This is a genomic window from Phytomonospora sp. NPDC050363 (assembly GCF_040655735.1).
Classification (GTDB): domain Bacteria; phylum Actinomycetota; class Actinomycetes; order Mycobacteriales; family Micromonosporaceae; genus Phytomonospora.
On sequence record NZ_JBFAKK010000001.1, the window covers coordinates 295,325 to 312,496 of the forward strand.

At 70.5% G+C, this 17,172-nt stretch carries 16 protein-coding genes; 7 read left to right on the forward strand and 9 right to left on the reverse strand.

The features are described 5' to 3' along the window. Window positions 1-36: 36 nt before the first annotated feature. Together dacB and AB0I28_RS01330 are read right to left on the reverse strand one after the other, a co-directional pair. Window positions 37-1,602 carry a D-alanyl-D-alanine carboxypeptidase/D-alanyl-D-alanine-endopeptidase gene (gene dacB / locus AB0I28_RS01325; RefSeq protein ID WP_357488678.1) on the reverse strand — a complete coding sequence of 522 codons (1,566 nt, stop codon included), beginning with the start codon at window positions 1,600-1,602 and terminating at the stop codon, window positions 37-39. 67 nt (window positions 1,603-1,669) lie between these two features. Continuing rightward, window positions 1,670-2,176 carry a hypothetical protein gene (locus AB0I28_RS01330; protein ID WP_357488679.1) on the reverse strand — a complete coding sequence of 169 codons (507 nt, stop codon included), beginning with the start codon at window positions 2,174-2,176 and terminating at the stop codon, window positions 1,670-1,672. A gap of 154 nt (window positions 2,177-2,330) precedes the next feature. Here AB0I28_RS01330 and AB0I28_RS01335 point away from each other — a divergent pair, with 154 nt between their 5' ends. The 6 genes from AB0I28_RS01335 to AB0I28_RS01360 all read left to right on the forward strand — a co-directional run bounded on the left by AB0I28_RS01335 (window position 2,331) and on the right by AB0I28_RS01360 (window position 9,826). Then, entirely contained in the window at window positions 2,331-2,780 is a 450-nt protein-coding gene (locus AB0I28_RS01335; protein WP_357488680.1) for a YdeI/OmpD-associated family protein, read from the forward strand. 139 nt (window positions 2,781-2,919) lie between these two features. Beyond that, the gene (locus AB0I28_RS01340; protein WP_357488681.1) at window positions 2,920-3,819 is read left to right on the forward strand and encodes a glycoside hydrolase family 19 protein; all 900 of its coding nucleotides are present in this window, start codon (window positions 2,920-2,922) and stop codon (window positions 3,817-3,819) included. Between the two features lie 349 nt (window positions 3,820-4,168). Next, window positions 4,169-5,734: a M4 family metallopeptidase gene (locus AB0I28_RS01345; RefSeq protein ID WP_357488682.1), complete on the forward strand. Its 1,566-nt coding sequence runs from the start codon at window positions 4,169-4,171 to the stop codon at window positions 5,732-5,734. Between the two features lie 142 nt (window positions 5,735-5,876). Further along, a complete protein-coding gene (bla, locus tag AB0I28_RS01350; RefSeq protein WP_357488683.1) occupies window positions 5,877-6,794 on the forward strand; it encodes a class A beta-lactamase in 918 nt (305 codons plus the stop codon). Between the two features lie 78 nt (window positions 6,795-6,872). Next, complete coding sequence (locus AB0I28_RS01355; RefSeq protein ID WP_357488684.1) at window positions 6,873-7,814, forward strand: alpha/beta hydrolase-fold protein; 942 nt, start codon at window positions 6,873-6,875, stop codon at window positions 7,812-7,814. Between the two features lie 107 nt (window positions 7,815-7,921). Next, window positions 7,922-9,826, forward strand: a complete 1,905-nt coding sequence (locus AB0I28_RS01360) for an endo-1,4-beta-xylanase (RefSeq protein ID WP_357488685.1) — start codon at window positions 7,922-7,924, stop codon at window positions 9,824-9,826. A gap of 9 nt (window positions 9,827-9,835) precedes the next feature. Here the strand turns inward: AB0I28_RS01360 and AB0I28_RS01365 are convergent, their stop codons facing one another. The 3 genes from AB0I28_RS01365 to AB0I28_RS01375 are packed head-to-tail and all read right to left on the reverse strand — an operon-like array spanning window position 9,836 to window position 11,396. After that, on the reverse strand, window positions 9,836-10,372 hold the full coding sequence (locus AB0I28_RS01365; RefSeq protein WP_357488686.1) for a DUF664 domain-containing protein: 537 nt from the start codon (window positions 10,370-10,372) through the stop codon (window positions 9,836-9,838). 50 nt (window positions 10,373-10,422) lie between these two features. Further along, window positions 10,423-10,809, reverse strand: coding sequence for a tautomerase family protein (locus AB0I28_RS01370; protein WP_357488687.1), 387 nt, complete (start codon window positions 10,807-10,809; stop codon window positions 10,423-10,425). 14 nt (window positions 10,810-10,823) lie between these two features. After that, complete coding sequence (locus AB0I28_RS01375; protein ID WP_357488688.1) at window positions 10,824-11,396, reverse strand: TetR/AcrR family transcriptional regulator; 573 nt, start codon at window positions 11,394-11,396, stop codon at window positions 10,824-10,826. 127 nt (window positions 11,397-11,523) lie between these two features. Between AB0I28_RS01375 and AB0I28_RS01380 the strand changes: the two genes are divergently transcribed. After that, window positions 11,524-12,660, forward strand: a complete 1,137-nt coding sequence (locus tag AB0I28_RS01380; RefSeq protein WP_357488689.1) for a magnesium and cobalt transport protein CorA — start codon at window positions 11,524-11,526, stop codon at window positions 12,658-12,660. Here the strand turns inward: AB0I28_RS01380 and AB0I28_RS01385 are convergent. The 4 genes from AB0I28_RS01385 to AB0I28_RS01400 form a co-directional block, all read right to left on the reverse strand. Continuing rightward, entirely contained in the window at window positions 12,638-13,654 is a 1,017-nt protein-coding gene (locus AB0I28_RS01385) for a LacI family DNA-binding transcriptional regulator (RefSeq protein ID WP_357489271.1), read from the reverse strand. The two genes, AB0I28_RS01380 and AB0I28_RS01385, sit on opposite strands and share 23 nt — an antisense overlap. Before the next feature lie 55 nt (window positions 13,655-13,709). Beyond that, window positions 13,710-14,540, reverse strand: a complete 831-nt coding sequence (locus AB0I28_RS01390; protein ID WP_357488690.1) for a carbohydrate ABC transporter permease — start codon at window positions 14,538-14,540, stop codon at window positions 13,710-13,712. Continuing rightward, window positions 14,537-15,475 (reverse strand): sugar ABC transporter permease, encoded by a 939-nt coding sequence (locus AB0I28_RS01395; RefSeq protein WP_357488691.1) that lies wholly within the window; start codon window positions 15,473-15,475, stop codon window positions 14,537-14,539. Before AB0I28_RS01395 ends, AB0I28_RS01390 begins: the two co-directional genes overlap by 4 nt. Window positions 15,476-15,659: 184 nt before the next feature. After that, window positions 15,660-16,964 (reverse strand): extracellular solute-binding protein, encoded by a 1,305-nt coding sequence (locus AB0I28_RS01400; protein ID WP_357488692.1) that lies wholly within the window; start codon window positions 16,962-16,964, stop codon window positions 15,660-15,662. Between the last annotated feature and the right edge of the window lie 208 nt (window positions 16,965-17,172).

Consider the following 17,172-nt stretch of genomic DNA (forward strand, 5'->3'; position numbering starts at 1 on the left):
CGCCCCGAGGTCTCACCCACGAGGCGGCCGGTCCGGTCAGCAGTGGCCCGGCTTGCGCCAGGAGCATTCCAGGTCGGCCGAGGCGGTGTCCTCGGGGATCGACGCGGTCGCCGCCATTGCTGACGCGCCGGTGGTGTGGGCGGCCAGGGCGACGGCGATCTTGTCCTCGATGTCCTTCACCGATGAGGCGAGGTAGTCGTTGGTGACCACGCTGAACACGAGCTGCCGCCCGTCGGCGTCGGTGACGTAGCCGGACAGCCCCGAGACTCCGGTGAGCGAGCCGGTCTTGGCGCGCACGTTGTTCTTCGCGGGTGTGTTGCACATGCGGGTGCGCAGGGTGCCGCCGACGAAGCGCTCGGCGTTGCAGGCCACCGGCAGCGAGGCGTACCAGTCGTCGTACCAGGGCTCGTCGCGGACGCCGACGAGGAGGCGGGCGATATCGAGCGCGGGGATGTCGTTGCGGCGGGACAGGCCCGAGCCGTCGGCCTGGCGCAGCCTGGCGACATCCATCCCCTGGGTGGCGACGAAGGAGCGGACGGCGGCGAGTCCGGCGCTCCACGTGCCGGAGCCGGAGACCTCGCGGCCGACGGCCTTGACGAGGGTCTCGGCGTGGCCGTTGTTGGACAGTTTCATGAACGGGATCATCAGCTCCGACAGCGTCATCGACTCGTGCGCGGCCAGCGAGCGGGCGCCCTCGGGTGTGGCCGTGCCGAGCTCGTCCTTGCCGAGAACCTTGACGCCGTGCGCCTTCAGGGCGCGGCGGAAGACGTCGGCGGCGAGTCCGGTCGGTTCCCACACCGAGACCCACTCGGTGGTCGCCGAGGCGCCGACGGGGATCTGGCCGGAGATGACGATCTGGTTCGATCCGTGCTCGCGGGAGATGCCGAGGGTGTCGGTCTGCCCGGCGGGCACCGTCTTGCCGTCGTTGACGATCTCGACGTAGCCGTTGGCGGGCTCGACGGTGAACACCGGCGCGTCGCCGGGTTCGGCTCCGGGGGTGGCGCTCACGACGACCGTCCCGGCGTCGTAGTCGGTGTCGGGGGCGACGGTCAGCGCCGAGATCTGCGCGGCGTAGTAAGCGCTCTCATCGTCGGCGGCCCAGTCGCTTCCGTTGCGCTGGGCGTCGTAGGCGGTGTCGTCGGCGACGAGTTTGCCGGTGACGGTCCTGATCCCCGTGGCCGCGATCGCGGCGGCGAGTTCGTCGTAGTCGGCGGCGAGCGTGGTGGGGTCGCCCGAGCCGCGCAGGTAGAGGTCGCCGGCGAGGACCGAGCCGTACTTCTTGGCGGTGGCGGCGACATCGGTGACGAAGCGATGGTCGGCGCCCAGGTAGTGCATGGCCGCCGAGGCGGTGAGCAGCTTGGTGTTCGACGCGGGGATTCCACGCGTGCGGCCGTTGCGGTCGTAGAGGACCTCGCCGGTGTTCGCGTCGGCGACGACGACCCCGACCTGGGAGCCGTCGAGACGGGGGTCGGTGAGGACGGCGTCGAGCGTGCGGGCGAGTTCGGCGTCGGCGGCTTCGTGGGCGATGGCCGTTCCGGTGACGGTGACGGCGCCGGCGAGGACCGCCGCGGCGGCCAGCAGGGCGATGGTGCTTCTCTTCATCCGCTGATGCTGGCAGGGAGATTTTCTCCGGGCAAGGGCCGGTCGGGCGACATCTTCGCGACGGTGCTCAGGTCCGCGGTCTCTCGGCGTGGGAACGCATCGCGCGATCGAGGTCGCGCGCGAGCGAAGCGCGGACGAGGCCCCGGGCTCGCAGGCGGCGAAGGTCGGCGCGGTTGTCGTACATCAGCTGCACGTGGAAGTAGTTGACGTACTCCAGCCAGGCGAACAGCGCGAACGCCAGTCCCGGGATGGAGGACCGGCCCGGCGTGCCCACCGTCGACCAGACGGCGAGGACGGTTCCGGCGAACAGGAGCGGCGGGTTCGCCACCCGCAGGAGCCTGAACACGGCGACACCGGGGAGACGGCGCCGCCCGGCCGACAGTTGCCGCAGTTTGGCGACCCAGTATCCGGTGCCCTGGAGAAGCAGGATCGCGACGAGGGCGAAGCCGACGACGTTCGCCGCCGACGGGGGGAAGCCGGCCACGCCGAACCACACCCACGCCTGGAGCGGGATGTTGACCAGCTCCAGGGTCGCCAGCGAACGCAGGCGACGGTGGACCGGTGATCTCGGCACGGTGCCAGCCTAGGGTCGGCGGCGAAGGAAACCGCCGCCCGGGTGCCGGATCGGGCCGGACGGCCCCTGACCTCCCCGGATTCGTCCCCGCAGGGGCCGCCGGGCGCTAGATTCGACGCCACTTGCCGGATGAACAGCCTCGCCAGGAGTCCCGATGCAGTTTCGAGCCGTCGTCCAGTCCTCCGGAAAGACCGCCACCGGGATCGAGGTGCCCGCCGGCATTCTCGACGCCCTCGCGTCCGGGAAGCGCCCCAAGGTCAAGGTGACGCTCGGCGACCACGTCTACCGCACCACCGTCGGCAGCCACAACGGCCTTGCCATGATCCCGGTGAGTGCCGAGGTGCGCGAGCAGTCGGGTGTCGCCGCCGGCGACGACATCGAGGTCGGCATCGAACTCGACACCGAGGTGCGCGAGGTGGAGGTGCCCGACGACCTCGCGGCGGCCCTCGATGCCGAACCGCGGGCGCGGGCCTTCTTCGACGGCCTGTCCTACTCGAACAAGCGCTGGCACGTGCTCCAGGTGACCGGTGCGAAGGCCGCCGAGACCCGGGCCCGTCGGATCGAGAAGTCGGTGTCGGCGCTCAAGGACGGACGCCAGCGCTGACCGCCACCCCTGCCGTCCGGCCGGGAATGTCCCAGTGGAGTGAATCCCGCCCGGGTTTCGGCCGCGGATCATTGAACATCCCGAAACGTACTGGTAGCTTTCGGATAACCGTAAACTTTCCTAATCCGTAGGAGCGGTAATGCCCAAGTTACGCACGCTCGGCCTCCTCGTGGTCGCCGTCGCCGCAGGAGCCGCGGCACTCGTCGTCCCGACCGTCACCGCCTCGGCCGCGGCCGCCTGCGCGGCACCGTGGAGCGCCTCGGCCGTCTACGTGGCCAACAACGTCGCCTCCCACAACGGCCACAACTGGCGCGCCAAGTGGTGGACCCAGAACGAGACCCCCGGCACCACCGGCGAATGGGGAGTCTGGGCCGACACCGGGACCTGCGGCGGCGGTGGCGATCCCGACCCGGACCCCACCGGCTTCGTGGTCACCGAGTCGCAGTTCAACCAGATGTTCCCCAGCCGCAACTCCTTCTACACCTACAGTGGACTGACCGCCGCGATCCAGGCGTTCCCGGCATTCGCCAACAGTGGCAGCGCGACGGTCAAGAAGCAGGAGGCCGCGGCCTTCCTCGCCAACGTGTCGCACGAGACCGGCGGACTGGTCCACATCGTGGAGCAGAACCAGGCCAACTACCCGCACTACTGCGACCCGAGCCAGCCCTACGGCTGCCCGGCCGGGCAGGCCGCCTACTACGGTCGCGGCCCGATCCAGCTCTCGTGGAACTTCAACTACAAGGCGGCCGGCGACGCCCTCGGCATCAACCTGCTCGCCGACCCCTGGCAGGTCGAGCGCAACGCGGCAACCTCCTGGAAGACCGCGATCTGGTACTGGATGACCCAGAACGGTCCCGGCACGATGACCGCCCACAACGCCATGGTCAACTCCCGCGGCTTCGGTGAGACCATCCGCAGCATCAACGGCTCCCTCGAATGCAACGGCGGCAACCCCGGCCAGGTGCAGAGCCGGATCGACAAGTACCGCGCCTTCACCGCCCTGCTCGGCGTCGATCCCGGCGCCAACCTCTACTGCTGATCCTCCGGCCGGGCGACGGTGACCTCCGTCCGTGCCCGGCCCCGAACGGGCGGTCCCGGGTGTGCCCGGGACCGCCCGCTCGCATGGGCGGCAGGAGTCCCCGCCGAAAAACCCCACCCCTCCGGTTCCTGTCGGTCCATATCGGACAGTCGCGCCGAGACCTCCCGAAAAGCCGGATCGACCTGGCGATTCACGCATCTGTCCGGACATCGACGCAGTTGGCCCGTCTCCATTCACTGAACGAGACGATGCGACCATCCATTGACTTCCGTCGAACGGGCGACGAACTTCGGAGGACACCGGCCCCGGGTTCCCTGCCCGGGGCCACCGACGGAAGGAGCGCGTCCATATGCGACGCCTTATCGGCGCCGGGGCGGCCACTGTGCTCGCCACGGCGCTTTTGACCGCCGGGGCCATGTCCTACGCGGACGAACCCGGCGATCCCGCCGCCGGAGACGTCCTCGGCATCGCCGCCGCGGCCGCCGACGGACTGGTCGCCCAGCGCGGCGAGGACCTCAAACTCGCCGCCGACGACACCGTCGCCCGGACCGGCGTCAGCCGGGCCCTCGGCCTCAACTTCGTCTCCTACACCCGCGGCCACGCCGGCCTCCCCGTAGTCGGCGGCGACTTCGTCGTCGTCACCGACGACACCGGCAACGTCCTCTACACCCAGGTAGCCCAGGGTGAACCGATCGACGTGACCACGACCCCCAAGGTCACGGCCGACTCGGCGGAGAAGACCGTCGCCGCGCTGCTGGACGACCCGCAGGGCAGCCCCGAACTCGTCGTGCTCGCCTGGGCCAACCCGGCACTGGCCTGGGAGAGCGTCGTCGAAGGAACCGAGGACGGTGCGCCCTCGGTGACGCACGTGTTCGTCGACGCCCTCACCGGCGAGGAGATCACCCGCTACGACGAGGTCGCGGCGGGCACCGGCAGGACCTTCTACAACGGCCAAGGCGGTGACGTGACCGTCGGTACCTCCGCCGACGGCTCCGGCTACGCCATGACGGACCCGGCCCGCTCGGGCGTCAGCTGCGCCGAGGACGGCGGTTCGCCCCTCACCGACGACGACGACGTGTGGGGCGACGGCACCGGCACCGACCTGGTCACCGCCTGCGTCGACGCCATGTACGCGGCCGGCGTCGAGTGGGACATGCTCGCCGACTGGCTCGACCGCGACGGCTTCACCGGCGACGGCCAGGGCTTCCCGATGTACGTCGGGATGGACGCGGTCAACGCCTATTGGGACGGCGGCTCCACGACCTTCGGGCACTCGCAGGACGGACAGCGCCAGCTGACCCCGATGGACATCGTCGCCCACGAGCTCGGCCACGGCATCTTCCAGCACACGCCCGGAGGTTCCGGCGGCGGCAACGAGACCGGCGGGATCAACGAGGGAACCGGCGACATCTTCGGCGCCCTGACCGAGTGGTACGCAGCCCAGGCCAATGACGAGGCGCACGACCCCGGCGACTACACCGTCGGCGAGGAAGGCGGTCTCCTCAACCCCGGCGAGCCGATCCGCTACATGTTCGACCCCGCGCAGGCCGGCGACCCGAACTGCTGGACCGAGGAGATCCCGGGAACCGAGGTGCACGCCGCGGCCGGCCCGATCGACCACTGGTTCTACCTGCTGGCCGAGGGCACCGCGGCCGGCGGCGACGGCAAGCCCGGAAGCACGACCTGCGACGGCTCCACGCTGACCGGCATCGGCGTGGAGAAGGCCGGTCAGGTCTGGATGGGTGCGCTCAACGGCAAGACCTCCGGATGGACCTACACCGAGGCCCGCACCGCGGCGCTGAACTTCGCGGCCACCTCCGCGCTGTTCCCGACCTGCGCCGAGTACGACGCCACGAAGGCGGCCTTCGACGCGGTGACCGTCCCGGCAGAGGCGGATCCCGCCTGTAGCAAGTAGAAGCCCCACTGGTGCACCACCCGGGGCCGCGTCCGTGAGCGCGGCCCCGGCTCCCGCCCGGGCGCGGGCAAGGTGCCGGATCCCGCGAGGCTATCGTCGTCGGGAACCGAGAACTCCGACATTTCGCCGAGACGGGGAGTCCATGACGTCCACGCAGCCGATTCTCACCCGACGGGCGCTCCTCGGCGTTGCGGCTTTGGCGCCGCTGGCCGCATGCTCGGGCGAGAAGGCGCCGCCCGCCGCGACTTCCTCGGCCTCGCCGTCGGAGGCGGCGCTCGAACCGGCGCACGAGAGGCTCGCCGAACTGGAGCGGGAATTCGGCGCGCGCCTTGGTGTCTACGCCCTCGACACCGGCACCGGCGCGACCGTCGTCAACCGCCCCGACGAGCGCTTCGCCTTCTGCTCGACCTTCAAACTCCTCGCCGCGGCGGCCCTCGTCGGACGCCATCCGATGTCCTATCTGGACACCGTCGTCGCGTACACCGAGGCCGACCTGCTCAAGCACGCTCCCGTCACCTCGAAGAACCTGGCCGGGGGCATGACGGTCGGCGCGCTGTGCGACGCGGCGGTCCGCTACAGCGACGGCACGGCCGGCAACCTCCTGCTCCGTGAACTCGGCGGCCCGGCGGAGCTGACCGCCTTCACACGCGGCCTCGGCGACAACGTCACCCGGATGGACCGGATCGAACCCGACCTCACCGAGGCCACACCCGGAGACCCCCGCGACACAAGCTCGCCGCGCGCCCTCGGCGGGGACTTCCGGCGGATCGCGCTCGGCGAGGCGCTGCCCGCCGAACCGCGCGCCTACCTGCGGGACCTCCTCGAACGCAACCGCACCGGCGACGCCCGCATCCGGGCGGGGGTACCCCCGGAGTGGACGATCGCCGACAAGACCGGCACCGGCGACTACGGGACGCTCAACGACATCGCGCTCGCCTGGCGTCCGCACGCCGCACCCCTCGTCATCGCGATCATGTCCAGTAAGGACGCCCGCGACGCCGAGTACGACGAGGCGCTCCTCGCCGAGACGGCGGCCTACGTGGCGGACACTCTCGGCTGAACGCGGGCCTTCCCCCGAAAGATCAGGCGTGGCAGGGTTGTCGAATCGATCATCATCCCCACGCCCCGAGGTGCAGACATGTCTCGACCCGTGACCCGCCGTGCCGCGATCACGGCGGGCCTCGCCGCCGCCGGATCCCTCGCCGTTCCAGCCGGTGCCGCCGCGAGCCCGCCCCGCCGCGAGGGCACGCTCCTCACCGCCGCGGCGCCCTCGCCCGTCCTCGGCGAGGACATCGACTACATCGCCTACCTCCCGCACGGGTACCACCGAGCCCGCCGCCGCTACCCGGTCGTCTACCTCCTCCACGGCCGCGGCGACGACATGACCGGCTGGACCAGGATCAAGTCCGTCCTCGACGAACTGATCGCCGCCCGCCGCATCCCTCCCGTCATCGCCGTCATGCCCGACGCGCCCTACAGCGAGGCCGGCGGCTACTACGTCGACTCCGCCTTCACCGGGATCCCCGCCGGGCGGCCCGTCGAGACCGCTTTCACCACCGACCTCATCGCCCACGTCGACGCCGCCTACCGCACCCGCACCGACCGGGCCTCACGGCTCGTCGGCGGCTACTCCATGGGCGGCGCCGGGGCGCTGCGCTACGTCCTGGCCCACCAGGACCTCTTCGCCGCCGCGCTCGTCCTCAGCCCCGCCGTCTACACCCCGGCCCCGCCGGCCGACTCGTCCGTCCGCGAGTTCGGCGCCTTCGGCGAGGGCGACCTGCGGTTCGCCGAAGAGGTCTACCTGGCCAAGAACTACCCGGCGCTGCTGTCCATCGTGGACACCGCCGCGCCGGTCCACGTCTACGTCGCCGTCGGCGACGACGAGTGGCCCAACCCCGATCCCGCCGACTTCCGCCACGACCTCGACTTCGAGGCCGCCGTCGTGCACAACCACCTCAAGCGCACACCCGGCGTCAGCACCCAGTTCCGCGTTCTCGGCGGCGGACACGACTGGGACGTCTGGGCACCGGCGTTCGAGACCGGCCTCCCCCACCTGCTGGCCGCACTCGAACAGGCCTGATCCGGCGGCGGCCGGCGCGGTTGACGCCGCCCGGCCGCCTCCCTAGGATCACGGCAAGCGCTGTGGGAGCGCTCTCGTCGGTGTCCGCACCAGCAAGGAGCCCTTCCATGCGACCTCGCCAAACCACTCGGACGTCCACTGTGGCCGCCGTCCTGCTCGCCCTCCTCGCGGCCTTACTCGCTGCCCCTCCCGCAGCGGCCGCCGCGTCCGGCCCCGTCACCGTCCTCAGCCACGGTTTCGAGGACGGAACCACCCAAGGCTGGACTCCGCGCGCGAGCGACAGCGTCGCCGTGAGCACCGCGCTCGCCCGTACCGGTGCGGCCAGTCTGGCCTCGACCGGCCGCACGGCAGGCTGGAACGGCCCGACGCTCGACCTGCTCGGCACTCTGGAGCAGGGCACCCGCTACACATTCTCCGTCTACGTGCGGCTCGCGCCGGGCGAGTCGGCGACGACGCTGAGGATGAGCGTCGAACGCCGCTCAGGGTCCACGCCCTCCTACGACCAGGTCGCCGGCTCCACCAACGCCGGCGAAGGCGCCTGGACACAGCTCACCGGGACCTACACCCTCGCCCACGACGTCGACTTCCTCACCGTCTACATCGAGTCGGCGAGCGCCACGGCCGCCTTCCACGTCGACGACTTCACGCTCACCTACACTCCGCCCAGACCGATCCAGACCGACATCCCGGCTCTGAAGGACGTCCTCGCGCCGCACTTCCCGATCGGCGCGGCGATCACCCGCGCCGAGACGCTCGGTGTGCACGGCGAGCTGCTCGCCCGCCACTTCGACTCCGTCACGCCCGGAAACGCCCTCAAGTGGGACGCCACCCAGCCCACCGAGGGCGACTTCCGCTTCGCCGACGGCGACGCACTCATCGGCTACGGGGCCGAGCACGGCATGGCCGTGCGCGGCCACACTCTCGTCTGGCACAACCAGACGCCGTCATGGGTCTTCGACGACGCCTCGGGCGAGCCGATGACCGCGACGCCCGAGAACAAGGCGCTGCTGCTGTCGCGCCTGGACGCGCACATCCGTGCCGTCGTGGGGCACTTCGGCGACGCGATCGGCACCTGGGACGTGGTCAACGAGGTCATCGACGAATCGCAGGGCGACGGTCTGCGCCGCAGCCGGTGGTTCGAGCTGACGGGCCTCGACTACATCCGCACGGCCTTCCGGGTGGCGAGGGAGGCCGCTCCCGAGGCGAAGCTGTTCATCAACGACTACAACACCAACGTCCCCGCCAAGCGCGACAAGTTGCACGCCCTGGTGGCGCAGCTGCTCGCCGAGGGTGTACCGGTCGACGGGGTGGGCCACCAGATGCACGTGACCTTCGAGTGGCCCTCGGTCGCCGAGACCGGTGAGATGCTCGACCGCTTCGCGCCGCTGGGCGTCGAGCAGCAGATCACCGAGATGGACATGAGCGTCTACCGGGACTCCGGTGAGTCCTTTCCCACGCCGCCCGCCGACCGGCTGCTCACCCAGGGGCACCGCTACCAGGCGATGTTCGACCTGTTCCGTGCGCACGACGACCAGATCGGCTCGGTCACCCTGTGGGGCCTGGCCGACGACTCGACCTGGCTCGACACCTTCCCCGTCACCCGCAAGGACCACCCGCTGCTCTTCGACACCGAACTGCAGGCCAAGCCCGCCTACTGGGGCATCGTGGACCCCGGCCAGATCGGGAACCCACCGGGCGGGCAGGGCTGCACCGTCGCCTACCGGACCTCCTCGTGGCAGGGCGGGTTCCAGGCGACCGTCACCGTCACCTCGGCGACGGCCGTCGCCGGCTGGAGCCTCGCGTGGACCTTCGCCGACGGGCAGCGCGTCACCCAGATGTGGAACGGCCGGCGGACTCAGAACGATGCCGAGGTCACGGTCGTCAACGAGCCCTACAACGCGGTGATCGCGGCCGGCGGGAGCGTCTCCTTCGGATTCCTCGGCAGCTGGTCGGGCACCAACGCCTCTCCGACCGCCTTCCGGTTCAACGGGACGGCGTGCGCGGTGGTCTGAGCCGGACGGTCACTGCGGACGGCCCTCGCCGACCAGGCCGTCGACCGACTCGCGGATCAGGTCGGCGTGGCCGGTGTGCCGCGCGTACTCCTCGATCATGTCGACGAGCAGGAGGCGCAGGTAGGGCGACTCGCCGGCCCCCGACACGTAGGCCGCGACGTGCTCGGGGTCGCCGGCGGCCCGGACGTTGGCGCGCGAGAGGTCGACGGACCTCTCCCACAGCGCCATGAGCTCCTCGGGGCTGTCGTCGGCGGCGGTCCGCCACTCCCAGTCGGGGTCGGCGTCGAAGTCGACGCCGGCCCACGGCTCGGCCGGGCCGGCCCCGGTCAGCCGCTGGGAGAACATGTCGTCCTCCACGAGGGCCATGTGCTTGAGCAGCCCGCCGAGGGTAATCGTCGAACTGGCCACCCGGGTGTTCAGGCCGGCCGCGTCGAGTCCGCCGCACTTCCAGGCGAAGGTCAGGCGGTTGCGCTCGAGGCAGCCGACGAGGGTGTCGAGTTCGCTGCCGGCGACGGGCGGGTGGATGATCATCTCGTTCTCGGTCATGCCGCAGACGTTAAACGGGATTCCGGACGCTCGGCTTCCGGATTGCGAGATCAGTCCGAGGCGTAGTGGGCGAGCCCGTGCCCGAACGACCAGTCCGCCGGCTCGTTCTCGGTGACGGTCACGAACACGTTGCGCGCCTCGGTGCCCGCGTACTCGCCGGCCAGTTCGGCGATGCGCCGGTACAGCTCCCTCTTCTGTACCGCCGGCCTTCCCGAGCGCATCGTGATCGCCACGTAGACGATCCCGTCGTCGCGCCGGACGCCCAGGTAGCCGCCGTAGCGCAGGGTGCCGCCGGTGCCGTCGTGGTCTGTCAGGACCTGGAAGAGGTCGTCCGGCGGGAAGCCCATGGTCTCGCCGAGGGCCTCGTGCACGGCCCGGCCGAGTGCGCCGAGACGTTCGGGACCGGCGCGGAGGGTGTCGATGCGGACGAAGGGCATGGCGGTGATTCCTCCTAGGGTGCGGTGGGGGAGTGGACGGCGATGAGTCCCAGGACGCCGTCGACGGCCCGGTCGTAGGTCTCGGCGGAACCTGTCGCGCGGGCCAGTACGTAGCCGCCCTGCAACACCGCGACGAGCGCGGCAGCGGTGTCGGCCGGGTCGAGGCGCGCGTCGATCTCGCCCTTCTCGCCGGCTTCGGCCAGCAGGGCGGTGAGACGCCCGGTGAGCAGCGCGAAGGTCTCCTCGACCGGGGCGCGGAGCGCGGGGTCGGCCATGACGTCGGGATCGTGCGTGAGGCGCCCGACCGGGCAGCCGCGCAGGGCCTCGCGCTCCCGGCGCAGGTATGCGGTGACCCGTTCGAGGGCGGTCCCTGGGCCGGTGAAGACGGCATCGGCCCTCTCCCGGTGCTCCCCGGCGCTGCGCTCGATCGCGGCGAGGGCGAGTTCGGCCTTGCCGCCGAAGTGGTGGTACATGCTGCCTTGGCCGGCGCCCGACAGTCTCTGGATGGCCTTGGGGCTGGTGCCGACGTAGCCGCGTTCCCACAGAAGTTCGCGGGTGCTGTCGATGAGCCGTTCCCGGGTGTCCACGCCCCGACTGTACATACCAATAGGTACAGCACGCGAAGCCGCACACACCTTCGCGTCAAGCCCACCGGGCCACCACCGGCGTGGGCTAGCCTGAGGGCGAATTTCCCATCGAGCGTCAGGAAGCGCCATGGTCAACCGGCGGTTGCGCGCCCTCCTTCCCAAACGGGGCACCGGAGCGTCCGCCGACCACGAGCGGGCGCCCGAGCACACCATGGACCCGCGCGGCCACGAGCCGGCGTCGGTCGAGGAGAGCGTCGTGCAGGCCGCCGTGTACCGCGACGGTCGCCGCACCGACACCCCGGCGACCCTCGCCGAGGCGCTGCGAAGCCTCCCCGAGGACGACTCGATGGCCTGGATCGGCCTCTACCGGCCCGACGAGGCCCAGGTCCTCGCCGCCGCCGAGCAGTTCGGCCTGCACGAACTCGCCGTCGAGGACGCCATCGTCGCCCACCAGCGGCCGAAGCTGGAACGCTACGGCGACACGCTCTTCATGGTCCTGCGCGCCGCACGCTACATCGACGAGACGGAGGAGGTCGACTTCGGCGAGCTGCACGTCTTCGTCGGCCGCAACTTCGTGCTCACCGTCCGGCACAGCGAGTCCCCGGACCTGGCCGTGGTCCGCAAACGCATGGAGGACGAACCGGAGCTGCTGCGGCTGGGCACCGAGGCGGTCCTCTACGGGATCCTCGACGCCGTCGTCGACGGTTACGCGCCGGTCGTCGCCGGCCTCCAGAACGACATCGACGAGATCGAGACCGAGGTCTTCCAAGGCGACCCGGCGGTCTCGCGGCGCATCTACGAGCTCTCCCGCGAGGTCATCGAGTTCCAGCGCGCCACCCGGCCGCTGATCTCCATCCTTAATGCGCTGGCGGCCGGATTCAACCGCGACCAGGTCGACGGCGAGCTCCAACGGCACCTGCGCGACGTCGCCGACCACGCGACCACCGTCGTCGAGCGCGTCAACTCCTTCCGGCATGTTCTCGCCGACATCCTCTCGCTGAACGCGACCCTCGTCGCCCAGCAGCAGAACACCGAGATGAAGGCGCTCACCGAGGCCAGCTACGCCCAGAACGAGGAGATCAAGAAGGTCTCGGCCTGGGCGGCGATCCTGTTCGCCCCGACCCTGATCGGGACCGTCTACGGCATGAACTTCGACGTCATGCCCGAGACGCACTGGCTGGTGGGCTACCCCTTCGCGCTGGCCCTCATGATCGCGACCTGCGCCGGCCTTTACCTGATCTTCAAGCGGCGCGGCTGGCTATAGGCGGCGCGCAGCTCTCGCGGACCACGAGCTCGGTCGCCAGTTCCATCCGGGGGCTCTCCAGCCGCTCACCGGCCGCCAGTCGCAGGACCGTGCGGGCGGCCAGCACACCCATCTCGCTCAGCGGCTGCCGCACGGTCGTCAGCGGCGGGGAGGCCCAGCGCGTCTCGGGCAGGTCGTCGAAGCCGACGAGGCTGACGTCGTCGGCGACCCGCAGGCCCGCGCGGCGGACCGCCTCGTAGGCCCCGAAGGCCATCTGGTCGCTCGACGCGAAGATCGCCGTCGGCGGGTCGGGCAGCGCGAGCAGCCGGGCGGCGCCGTCGAAGCCGGACTGGTGGTAGAAGTCGCCGTCGTAGACCAGTTCCGGGTCGGCGGGGATTCCCGCGGCCTCCAGCCCGGCGCGGTAGCCGTCGAGCCGGGCCCGGGCGCACAGCATCGCGCGCGGGCCGGTGATCACCGCGATCCGGCGGTGCCCCAGGGAGAGCAGGTGCTCGGTGGCCGAGAGGCCACCGGCCCAGTTCGTCGCGCCGATCGTCGGGGTGTCCGCGCTCGACCCGCCGACCGGGTCGACGACGACGGTCGGCACTTCGAGACGCCGCAGCTCCTCCCGCTGCGGGGAGTCCAGTTTGGACGTCACGAGGATCACCCCGTCGGAGGCGCGGGCCCGCAGGTTCTGCAGCCACTGGCGCGCCGAGGTCGTCTCGCGGTGGATCGCCGAGACGACCGTGCCGACGCCCGCGGCGTGCGCGGCGTCCTCGACACCGCGAATGATCTCCACGGCCCAGGGGGAGTCGAGGTCGTTGAAGACGAGGTCGATCAGTCGCGCGCGCTCCTTGTCACGGGAGTTGCGGCGCCGGTAGCCGCGCAGCGCGAGAATGTCCTCGACCCGGCGGCGGGTACCGGGCGCCACGTCGGAGCGGCCGTTGATCACCCGCGAGACCGTCGGCACCGAAACGCCCGCCTCGGCGGCGATCTCGCTGATCGTCACCCGCCCCACGCTGTCCGCACCCACCTGCCCGGTCCCTCCCGTTGCTCGACTGCCCCAGCCTAGGTCACTTGCCGCCGACGCCCGCCAGCCCGGCGACCAGCCAGCGCCGCGCGAACAGGTACAGCACGAAGATCGGCAGCGCCGACAGCAGCACGCCCATCATCATGCCCGGCAGGTTGATGCCGAACTCCTGCCGGAACGACTGCAGACCGAGGGTCAGCACCTTCTTGTCCGGGCTGTGCAGGAAGATCAGCGGGAAGATGAAGCTGTTCCAGGCCCCCAGGCCGACGAAGACGCTGACCGTCGTGATGCTCCCGCGCGACAGCGGGAGCACCAGGCTCAGCATCATCCGCAGCGACCCGGCGCCGTCGACGGTCATCGCGTCGTAGAGCTCGCCGGAGATGTCGCGCAGCGAACCCGACAGGATCAGCACCACCAGCGGCAGGTTGAACGCCACCGTCGGCAGCACCACGGCCGCGAGGGTGTCGTTGAGGCCCATCTTGGTGATGATCAGGTAGACCGGGATGATCACCGCCTGCGCGGGGATCGCCAGTCCCAGCAGGAACACCCGAAACGACGCGCTCGCCAGCAGGCTGCGCGAGCGGACCACGGCGTACGCCGCCGGGATGGAGAGCAGCAGGGTCAGCACGATCACCGCGGCCGTCACCATGAGCGTGTTGCCCATGTAGCCGGCGAAGCCCATGTCGAACACGGCCGCGAAGTTCTCGAAGGTCACGTCGGTGGGCGGGGCCAGCGGCCCGTGGTCGAGGAGATCCTGCTGACTCTGCAGGCTCCAGGAGATCATGGCCAGGATGGGCACCGCGACGACGACGAGCCAGGCGGCCGTCAGGGCGCCGGCGAGCAGGTTGGGCCGCGAGCGGGCCGCACCGGTCACAATCCCTCCAAGGTGGACCGCATCTTGGCGAAGCCGGAGAAGCGGACGATGAGCAGCGACAGGGTCGTGCCGGCCACCACGAGCAGGGTCGCGATGGTGGCGGCGTAGCCGAACTCGTAGTTCTCGAATCCGGCCCGGTACATCAGGAAGGGCAGCACGTGCGTCGAGATGCCCGGCCCTCCGTTGGTGAGCAGCAGGATGGTCTCGAAGAAGGTGAGCGAGCCGACGATGATCAGCGTCGAGGACGTGACGATCGTGTTGCGCAGCTGGGGCAGGGTGATCCGCCAGAACGCCTGCACGCGGCCGGCGCCGTCGATGGTGGCCGCGTCGTAGAGCACGGCGGGGATGTTGCGGGCGGCGGCCTGGTAGATGAGCGTGTGGAACGGCACGAACTGCCAGCCGACGACGAACACGATCGCCGCCAGCGCGCCTCCGCGGGTGCCGATGATGTTGCCGTCGTCGAAGCCGAACACCGGCCCGAGGTCGGCGGCCAGCCCGAAGTTCGGGTCGAGGAAGCGGTGGAACATCAGCGCGATCGCCGCGCTGGACAGCAGCAGCGGCAGGAAGAAGATAGCCGACAGCACGGCGCGGTTGCGCTGCCGTCCGGCCGCCCAGACGCCGATGAGCAGGGCGAGCGGCGTCTGCGTGGTCCAGCTCAGGACGGTCAGCAGCAGGGTCGTGCGGCCGGCGGCGAAGACCTTGTCGTCGTCGAAGAGGCGCTCCCAGTTGGCCGTGCCGGCCGGTTCGGGGTCGCCGATGCCCGTCCACGTCGTGAAGGACAGCGCGACCACGAGCACCAGCGGCAGCAGCGCGAAGAAGCCGAAGAAGACCGCCGCGGGGAGGATGTAGAGGAGGTTCGGGCGAGGGATGGCGGCGGCGCGGCCGGTTGCCCGCCGGGTACGCCGGGCCGCCGCCGGTGGAAGGTCTGCGGTCATGCCCGGCCGTTCCCGTCGGGCGAAGGGTGAAGGCCCGGCGGCGCGGAGATGGGCGTGGGACGGACCGAGGCGTGCGGAAGACGCCGGGGGAGACCGTTGACGTGTCCCTGCCCCGCCTTCTCCGCAGGCCCTTCCGGACCGATGTCCGGTGGCTCCCCGCACAGGCCCCCGCCCGTCATGCTGCTCATGCGGCCGCGTCCTCGTTGGCCTTGACGAACCCGGCGGCGTCGAGCTCGCCGAGGAAGACCTGCGAGAGCGCGTCGAGCATCGGCCCGGCCAGCTCGCGCTCGACGGCCTGGTCCCACGACAGCTGGAAACTCGGCGCCTTCGCCACGAGGTCGTAGACGAAGGTGGCGAAGTCGGGGTTCTCCGCCGAGGCGAGGCGGTCGGTGATGTCGGTGACCGCGGGGACGTCGCCGATGGAGATGAGGCCGTCCACATAGGCCTCGGAGGCCATCTCCGCCTTCAGGTAGGCGATGGCGGCGTCCTTGTGCGCGGAGTCCTTGGTGACCGAGAAGTAGTTGGTGGGGTTGCCGACGACCGCGTCGGGCGCCCCGGCGCCGTCCTCGATGACCGGGAACGGGCCCCACGCGAGGTCGTTCCTGGCGAACTCGGGAGCGCTGCCGAGCTGGGTCGTGTACTCCCACGAACCCATCAGGTGCATCGCGGCCTGCCCGGAGGAGAACACCTGCTGCACGGCGCCGCCCTCCCACTCGACGGCCGGGAAGTTGGTGCCGAAGACACCGCTGTCGACCAGTGAGGTGATCGTGTCGACGGCTCGTGTGACGGCCGGGTTCTGCCAGGCGCCCGGTGTGCCTGCGGCGATGTCGGCGAAGACCTGGGCCCCGCCGATGCGCTCGACGAGGTACTCGATCCACATCAGCTCGGTCCACGACTGCGCGCCGGCCAGGGCGACGGGTGTGACGCCGGCGCTCTTCAGACGCTCGCAGACGTCGAGGAACTGCGTCCAGGTCTGCGGGATCTCCACGCCGACCTCGCCGAACACCTTGGTGTTGTAGAACATGTGCACCGGCTGCATCGTGCGCATCGGGATGCCGTAGAACTTCCCGTCGATCTTGCCGGCGTCGAGCACCGAGGGCAGGAAGGCGCCCTTGAAGGCGGGGTCGGCGTCGAGGTGGGGTGTCAGGTCCTCCAGCAGCCCTTCGCGAGCGTAGGTGCGGATGCTCCCGCCGCCCCAGTTGAAGAACACGTCGGGTCGCTGGTTCGTGCCGACCGAGATGTGAACCTTGTCGCGGTACCCGGTGTTGACCTCCGGGCGGAGCACGCCCTTCGTGCCGGCCGAGGCGTTGTGGCGGTCGAGGGAGGCCTGGCTGACAGGGTTGACGTTCTCGTCCTGGAGGACCCAGACGTCGAAAGTGTCGTCGGCGGCCTCTTCACCGCCGCATCCGGCGCCGAATAAGGCGACGGCGGCGCCCCCGCCGGCGAGGGTGAGGAATCTCCGGCGAGGCATCGACATGGGGTTGGTCATGACTGTCCCTTCACGACACGGACGGTCCGCGGAACCGAGCGACACCGAAAGTTTCGGTTGTTCTGCTCGGTACATCCAGTGATGCCGGGCACACTACCGCCGTGTTTTCGGCCGGTCAAGTCCTTGTTTCCGTTGCACGGCAACCGATATGGTGCCTGCGTCGGGCAAGGTCCGGCAATGGAAGATCCTGAAACTTTCAGTTGTCGAA

Bases quoted from the DNA above. Each gene is read 5' to 3' on its own strand.
- dacB (WP_357488678.1), bottom strand. From the start codon at position 1,602: ATGAAGAGAAGCACCATCGCCCTGCTGGCCGCCGCGGCGGTCCTCGCC.
- AB0I28_RS01335 (WP_357488680.1), top strand. From the start codon at position 2,331: ATGCAGTTTCGAGCCGTCGTCCAGTCCTCCGGAAAGACCGCCACCGGG.
- AB0I28_RS01340 (WP_357488681.1), top strand. From the start codon at position 2,920: ATGCCCAAGTTACGCACGCTCGGCCTCCTCGTGGTCGCCGTCGCCGCA.
- AB0I28_RS01345 (WP_357488682.1), top strand. From the start codon at position 4,169: ATGCGACGCCTTATCGGCGCCGGGGCGGCCACTGTGCTCGCCACGGCG.
- bla (WP_357488683.1), top strand. From the start codon at position 5,877: ATGACGTCCACGCAGCCGATTCTCACCCGACGGGCGCTCCTCGGCGTT.
- AB0I28_RS01355 (WP_357488684.1), top strand. From the start codon at position 6,873: ATGTCTCGACCCGTGACCCGCCGTGCCGCGATCACGGCGGGCCTCGCC.
- AB0I28_RS01360 (WP_357488685.1), top strand. From the start codon at position 7,922: ATGCGACCTCGCCAAACCACTCGGACGTCCACTGTGGCCGCCGTCCTG.
- AB0I28_RS01365 (WP_357488686.1), bottom strand. From the start codon at position 10,372: ATGACCGAGAACGAGATGATCATCCACCCGCCCGTCGCCGGCAGCGAA.
- AB0I28_RS01370 (WP_357488687.1), bottom strand. From the start codon at position 10,809: ATGCCCTTCGTCCGCATCGACACCCTCCGCGCCGGTCCCGAACGTCTC.
- AB0I28_RS01380 (WP_357488689.1), top strand. From the start codon at position 11,524: ATGGTCAACCGGCGGTTGCGCGCCCTCCTTCCCAAACGGGGCACCGGA.
- AB0I28_RS01395 (WP_357488691.1), bottom strand. From the start codon at position 15,475: ATGACCGCAGACCTTCCACCGGCGGCGGCCCGGCGTACCCGGCGGGCA.
- AB0I28_RS01400 (WP_357488692.1), bottom strand. From the start codon at position 16,964: ATGACCAACCCCATGTCGATGCCTCGCCGGAGATTCCTCACCCTCGCC.